The sequence below is a fragment of the Nostoc sp. FACHB-888 genome (assembly GCF_014696655.1).
GTDB lineage: Bacteria > Cyanobacteriota > Cyanobacteriia > Cyanobacteriales > Nostocaceae > Nostoc.
This window is the reverse complement of sequence record NZ_JACJQM010000198.1, coordinates 1-7,364: the sequence shown is the minus strand read 5'-3', so window position 1 is coordinate 7,364 and position 7,364 is coordinate 1. Positions and strand designations below refer to the sequence as shown.

General features: G+C 41.4%; 4 protein-coding genes and 1 pseudogene. 3 read left to right on the top strand and 2 right to left on the bottom strand.

Translation table 11 applies throughout. The features are described 5' to 3' along the window. Both H6G26_RS36410 and H6G26_RS36405 read left to right on the top strand, forming a co-directional pair. On the top strand, positions 1-2,568 hold a 2,568-nt coding region (locus H6G26_RS36410; RefSeq protein WP_242054189.1), incomplete at its 5' end, for a DUF5906 domain-containing protein. Between the two features lie 203 nt (positions 2,569-2,771). Next, a pseudogene (locus H6G26_RS36405) lies at positions 2,772-3,977 on the top strand (IS701 family transposase); the annotation flags it as partial. Positions 3,978-4,065: 88 nt separating this feature from the next. Here H6G26_RS36405 and H6G26_RS36400 read toward each other — a convergent pair. Beyond that, complete coding sequence (locus H6G26_RS36400; protein ID WP_190736294.1) at positions 4,066-4,308, bottom strand: hypothetical protein; 243 nt, start codon at positions 4,306-4,308, stop codon at positions 4,066-4,068. 952 nt (positions 4,309-5,260) lie between these two features. On the opposite strand from H6G26_RS36400, the gene H6G26_RS36395 reads away from it, so the two are divergent. Continuing rightward, positions 5,261-5,437, top strand: coding sequence for a hypothetical protein (locus H6G26_RS36395; RefSeq protein ID WP_190736292.1), 177 nt, complete (start codon positions 5,261-5,263; stop codon positions 5,435-5,437). A 728-nt stretch (positions 5,438-6,165) separates the two neighbouring features. On the opposite strand, the gene H6G26_RS36390 is transcribed toward H6G26_RS36395, so the two are convergent. After that, positions 6,166-7,364 (bottom strand): DUF3991 and TOPRIM domain-containing protein (locus tag H6G26_RS36390; RefSeq protein ID WP_190736290.1); only part of this gene is annotated, 1,199 nt, incomplete at its 5' end.

Genomic DNA, 7,364 nt, shown 5'->3' with positions numbered 1-7,364 from the left:
GAATGGGCGGATTACATCAAAGAGAAGGGAAAAGATAAATCCTTCCGCCAATGGCACAGGCTCCCGGACGGCACACCAGAGATGAGAAAAGGGGATGAACCCTGGAAAGCTTACCGCATTGATGAAGCGATCGCTGCCGCTAAATCTGTAGCAGGAACCCCGGCACTACTCCAGCATGAGGGTGAGGGATGCGTAGAAGTTGGTCGGTCACATGGTCTTGCTGGGATTACGTTTCAGGGCAGTGCATGGGATAAAAAAACCATCATCCCAGAATATCAACTCCTTAAGGATTCAGGTATAGGATTAATCATCTTTCTGCACGATGCTGACGACACTGGCTTAAAGAAACTCCAGACCTGCCAGGACTGTGCCGACGAGGTGGGGATTGCATTTATTGGAATTAACCCTCACGACATCTGCCCCGATTTACCATATAAATCAAGTGACATCAAAGAAATCTTGGGGCAGATGGAAACACCAGAATTTATCCGCAGGCTAGAGCAGGAGATTCACGCGGCTGTGGCAGAGCGTAAGCAACTGGCAAAGCTGCAAAATTTTGATGATCCTTTAAATGATCTTGATCCAGTTGTCAGCTTCATTCAAATTGCTTTCAAAACTCTCTATGGGGATAAGAATTGGATTTGTGCTGCCGATAAGCTCTACTGGCATACTGGCAACCACTATGAACACTCTCCAGACTCTAGAGAAATTAAGCGAATAACCGACTTTTGTAACTCCTTTGCAGTTGAAAATGAGCAAGGTAAAAAATCCTATCCTTACGCCTCACCCAGTTCGGTTAAGAAGGTTCTAGAGTGGGCGAAAATGCGAACGGGAATTGAGGTAGAATTACTCAATCCACCAGGGATTAATTGCACTAATGGAATAGTTAGACCTGTTTGGATAGGTAGTAAAGTTATTCCACGGCTAGACCCTCATACCCCTGAAGATTACTTTATTTATGAGCCGTTGATTGAGTACAACCCTAACGCTGATACTACAGATTGTGACCGATTACTTGAGTGTTTGGATAGACCCCAGCAAGAAATTCTTTTGAGGAATTTAGCCGCATCCATTGACCTTGCAACTGTTAGGAAACTCAGAGGAAGAGAGGTAAAAGCAATTCTGGCAGTCGGGCTTGGCTCCAACGGTAAAGATGCTTTGCGCGAGTGCGTATCAATCATTTACGGCGAAAATGGACTAACTTCTGTCTCTTTAGCAGACTTCCAATTGTACGACGAAGGCAGGAAGTTTAATCTAGCTCCGTTGATGCACAGCCGAGTGAATTGGGCTTCTGAGAATCCGCAAACGTCGAGAATCGACAAGATTCAAAGCTTAAAATTATTTGTCACTGGTAACAAACTCCACTGCGAACGCAAGGGTAAAGACCACATCGAATTTACCCCTGAAGCCATAGGTCTTTTTAACTTAAATGAAACGCCAGCACTCCAAGGAGTAATGAAAGCAATTCAAGACAGGATTGCAGTTTTGGAGTTTAAGAAAACCTTTGAAAAAAATCCAGATCCTAACAATCCAAATGAGTTGCAGGCTGACCCAAGATTTGCTTACGACAAAGAATTTATCAGAACAAAAGTAGCCCCAGCATTTCTAAATAAAATGCTTCAAGCTCTCAACGACCTGATAGAAGAAGGCATTGATTACGAATGTACAACTGATGCTTTCTACAACCTTCAGAAAGAAAATAATCACCTATTTGACTTCATAGAAGCCGCAAACATAGGCTATGTCCCTGGAAAGGAAATGACTGCAAAAGAACTATGGGCAAGATTGGAACATTACTACACTCAAACTGGCACATTAACTATAGATTCCGATAACAACCGTAGGTCTTGGGTGGATCAGGTTCGCCCCAGCGACAAAAACGTGAAGGGCATCAATCAAGTCATTGCCCGAATCGCTCAAATCTTCCCCAAGGCTGTCAAGGGAACTAGGTACTGTGACATTGCTAAAAGAAACATTCCAGTACTGAAAGGTATTGGTATTTTGGAAGTTACCCGCACCACAATAGACTCAACCCGCACCACTTCCGCACCACTTCCCGCACCAGAAACCTCGCAAAATCAGGACTTCCGCACCACCCGCACCACTTTTTCAGATTCCCAGGAAAATAACATTGAAGAGGAGGAGATGAAAATTGAATTGCTCTCTCCTCCAGTGAAAAAAGAAGAATACCCAACCCAAAGTGGTGCGGGTGATGCGGAACCCTTGCTAGATATGGAAAACTGCTGCGGAGAGTCCTGCGTCACTGGTGCGGGTGAACTAGAAACTGGTGCGGGTATGCCAAATGAGGATAATGCGTCCACGCCCCAAGCCAGCCCACAGTTAAATAGAATAACTGAGGCATTGAGTGGTGAGCCTTCTCCCTTGAAATGTGGGGATAAAGTTGAGTTTTTCAATGACAGTCTTCGCAAGTGGCAAGTCGGAATTATTAAGAGCGTTCAAGTAATGGATACATATTTTTGTAGTGCAACAATTGAGTATCGAGGCTTTAAAGGTAAAGTATGTCAATTAGAAATCTTCAGGAGTGATTGGATAAAATTTCTGCATTAGAGCGTTAAATCTGGTAGGTCTGTGGAAATTTTGAGGCATGGTGATGCCCCAATTTCGTGCTGCTTTCTCCCTATGAGAAATGTCATTAAACTTCCGTTTCCAGTCTGTGCGATGCCTGCGCTTCTTGAAGCCGAAGCACTTTGTTGGCGGGTTGCTAAATGGCTCAAGTCTTTGTGTGTTCAGCTTTTGTTCCAATGTCGAGATACAAATATTTGCACTTAGGAATAATCTCGCCAATCAAAAGAAAATCATTGCCAGAAATAGCTAAAGTAGTAAGTATAAACTCAGCACAGTCATTACACCATTTTCTAGCAAATTCAGATTGGTCAGTAAATAAATTAAAACAACGAAGATTAAGGAGGCTTAAGAAAGTCCTAAATGGAAATGCAATAACAGTAGTAATAGATGAAACAGGAGATAGAAAAAAGGGTAAAAAGACTGATTATGTAGCTAGACAATATTTAGGAAGTATAGGAAAAATCGATAATGGGATAGTTTCAGTAAATGCGTATGGAGTTTACTCTAATATAACTTTTCCCTTAAGCGTAAAAGTATTCAAACCAAAAGGGACGCTAAAAGCAGAGGATAAATATAAAACTAAAATAGAGTTAGCATCAGAAATGATTACAGAGCTAATTGAATCAGGGTTTAATATTGAATTAGTATTAGCTGATAGCTTATATGGGGAAAGTAGCCAATTTATTAGAAAAATAGCTGAATACAACTTAGCTTACGTTGTATCAATTAGAAGTAATCATGGAGTCTGGTTGCCAGCAGGACAAAGGGTTAGGGCGAATAAGTGGTGTAAATTTAAAAGAACATTTAGCAATCAAAAATCAGAAACTAGATACATTAGGGAAATAATTTATGGTAAAAAAAGAGCTATAACTTACTGGGAAATAACTACTGACCCAGAAACCATGCCAGAGAATTCTACTTCTTTTGTGATGACAAATATTCAAGGTAATCTCAAGAAAACTTTAGGCGACTTATATGGATTAAGAACCTGGGTAGAATATGCGTTCCGACAGTGTAAACAGGAACTAGGTTGGACAGATTATCGTTTCACAGATTTCCAACATATCGAGAAGTGGTGGGAGATTATTTTTTGTGTTTACACGATGATTAGTTTAAATTCTCCAGTCTTCTTAGGCTTAAACCAATCTCGTAAAATTGAGACTGAGACACAAGAAAATAGTGATGTTGATTTTTCTAACCATCCACAATGGAACCATGAATACGGATGGAAAAATACTTTAAATAATCTGCGTCTCATTATCCAACCACTCTTACTATTTTGGTTGATTTATCCCTGGTTAGGTATTTTCCCTAATTCACAGTTATTGCTAGGATTCAATCATTTAATTGCTGCAATGAATCAATTTAAACCTGGTTATGCTTCTGGATAATTTAACTCCTGAACTACTTGCTCATTCCGGAGAGTGACAGAAGCTGTTTACGGACGCGATCGCTTCCGTTATGGATGGAAGAAACAAGTTAAATCCTCTTTCCTTCTGCCTTCTGCCTCCTGCCTTCTGCCTTGTTTCTTAGGAGAGGGTTACTCTCAATAGGGGGTTCAATAGGGGTTACCAGTATCTCAAACGTACTTATCTCTCTATCGTTAATGGAACTTTCCGCCTCAGCCCCTAAGCCCCCCGTAACTGCCGATGCTTGAGAGTCATCAAGTTCCTCGTCTTCTAAAGCTTGCATTTCTTCGTTGGCTGTGTTTTTGTTAGTCATAATTGAAAATCAGATGTAAGGATAACCAGTCAGCAAGTGACTGCATAGTTACTGTATCTAACCTCACAGTAAAAAATCAAGGTTTTATACAAAAGATCGTACTTTTCCTACTTTTCCTACCTTTTTAATGGCGATAATGTGCGTCAATTTCAAGTTTTTTATCTGTGCCTAGCTCTAAACCATTACTAGCCACAGGTGACAACATAGCCAAACTCACCGCCGCTCCCTGCACGTAGGCGACCGATTTATATGTTAGCTAGGAGGTCAGTGTGGAGTCCAAAAGCAACCAACCTCGTTAGCTACATTATCCTGGAAAGAAAACAGAGATTTCTTTATATATAGTCCTACTAATCAGAGATTAAGTTCGCTGAAATGCTACGAAATTCTCCACTGTCACCTAATGCGTGCAATGGTTTTACCGCCTGATTTATTGGCTCAATATGAAAACTTATCTTTCTGGCAGACTCCGACTAGCAGTAGTTTAGCGAACGTAATTGTTGCTCAACCACAGATTCCTTTAGTACCCCAGAGTGATACAGAACTGTTTGACTGTTTAAATGGCTCTAAATCGAAAAAATCAACTAAACAAAAAAGGTAAGAATTCAGCACTCAGAAGTCAGAAGTTAGAATCTATGAGGATTTCAGTAAAATTAAAATATTGATTTATCAAACCTTAGCCTGATTCTTTAATTATTCAGGTTGATCAGGGTGAAAGTTCCACCGCACCTGTGCCATCAATAATTGTATATTTAGTTACAAGATTAATTATTTGGTCAAGTGGGAAAAGTGAGTTTAGTAGGATCTTTTGTGATAACCCTTGATTATCTAGTTGATAACCTGTAAATTACTGCTTATTAGATAGTTAATATCCAATTACTTTCTACCGACTACTTAGTTATTTTTCAATGCGTTGCGTTGAGATTTAAAAACAAAAGGAAAAATTGATCGTCTTATGAATCACTCCTATACTGATGCCTCTGGTGAGACAATATATACCGGAAATATGAGTTACGACGAAGATGATGTCTATGACGAGAATGGTTACTTCAAGAAATCCTTCTTGAAAAACTTTGAAGCTTCTGAAGATTCTTCTGAATCCGAAATCGATCTTTCGTCTGAATCTGAATGAAATCGATCTTTAGCAACCCGAAAGATGCGAAGCAATCGAATCACATATTCCACAAAAATGCGATGAGTACTAGAAAACTTCTTGTACTCTACCTGCTGTTGCAACGTTAGTGCTTTGCCTCGGGGCTTTTTGTGGGGGGAACAGATGAAATTCGGTAAAGTAGCACCGCACCGTGTTTTGGGATATCTGTTGGGCGTTACGAGTAGTCTGTGTTAACGACTGCTCGTAACGCCCAACTCCCAGTCATTGATGAACCACATGGATCTATTCCTAACCGGGAGCAAGCTGATCAAAAGCATCCCTATTAGAAAATTTTCGTCGCTATTTTCTTGGTATCAAAACAAATCAGCATAGCCCAATTGAGAGCATGTCATTTGTGTGGCAATTCTCAGTTAAAACAACATAAAACTCATGGCAATATCGGGCATTTGTCAGTCATTCCCCAGTCACTTCTTACCACTTCTTGGAAGTTCCTGGAACCGATTTTTATGATAAAAACATGTTGACTCATGGAGTATGTATGGCATACCTGCGGCACTTTCACGGCATCTTACCTAAATTTAATTTTCATTGATGACGCACAGTACGCCATCTTTTTGCGAAAGTTTTTAAGAGCCAAAAGTGATGATTTCAATGAATTTCAAATCACTTTCATCAAAAAGAAGTACCAAACAGCTACATTAATACTACAAAGGTGACTGTACAGTTCACTACTAGAACGCTGACTATTAAAGACTCAATTCATCATCCTGCTGGCGTTGCTGTTGCTGCTGTTGCCTTAACTGTCGCCCATAATCAAGTAGCTGCTGATTCCAATCACTGGCTTTAGAATTTTTGATTTGGGACTGTGGCATTAGTTCTAATACACGCTGTGCTGCCGCATCAGCGCTTTTATCGTTACCAAACGCCACCAGTATATTAGGAACTTTCTGCAATCGCTCAAGTGGTAAGCTCTTGATGTCATCAATAGCCATATAGACTGTTCGTTCGGGTGGAACATCGCCCCTGATAAGATATTCCAGCATGGCTCTTGAAATAGCATCAATGGGAGACTTACATAGAATCGCTGTTGAGGTAAAATCATTAGCCTTACCCCCCAAGTGGAAGTAAAACCAGCAAGAGCGGCGTTTGGTTCCTTTCTCGTATCCCTTAAAAGTGTTGTTCTCTCCCCTAGTTCCTCGTAGGAATGCACCGTTACGTTGACCATCAAGATTCCGCATGACAAAAACAGCATTTTGTTGCTGATCAGCGTAAACTAGCCCCTGGTCATGAAGAATTTGCACACAATCAGAGAGAATGCCCCGTTTTTGGGTGAGGTAATGTTCAACGGCAGACCAGTTAGCTTTATCTTCAACAGGTGGGGCGAATTGGGAACGTGGTTCAGTCTGGATAATGTCAGCCGCCCTGTTCTTAACGTGAGCGATCGCTGCACGTTCTACCTCAGCTGACCCGAATCGCTCATGTAACCAGACAACCGCTTGCCGGAAATTGCACTGATTAACGTGCATTACCAAATCAATCGCACCGCCTGAGCCTTTTTGTTGATCGGGGGCGAAATCGTAGAATTTGGGTCCATCTATATTAATGATGTGTCCGTGACCCCGCCACCGTTGCTGATCATAATTTAGCCCCAGTTCCCAGGCGACATCCTCTAAGTCCAAGTCGCGCAGTTGTTGAGTTTGTTGCTGCCAAAAAGCTACTTGTGCCTCTAACTCTTTGATGCGTCTGTCAAAGAGTTCATTTTCAAGAGCCAAAGCCTTGGCGGTGGCTTCCATCTGTTGTTTTTTGGCTTGCGCCCTATCTCGGTCAGCTGCTTTGGCTTGCAATTGCAACTGGGTGAGGCTGGTATCTGGTTCTATGCCAGCATTAACAATGCTGTAAAAGTCCTTGATTTCCTGGTGTTGCGCCCTACTGCCCTTAATGCCAC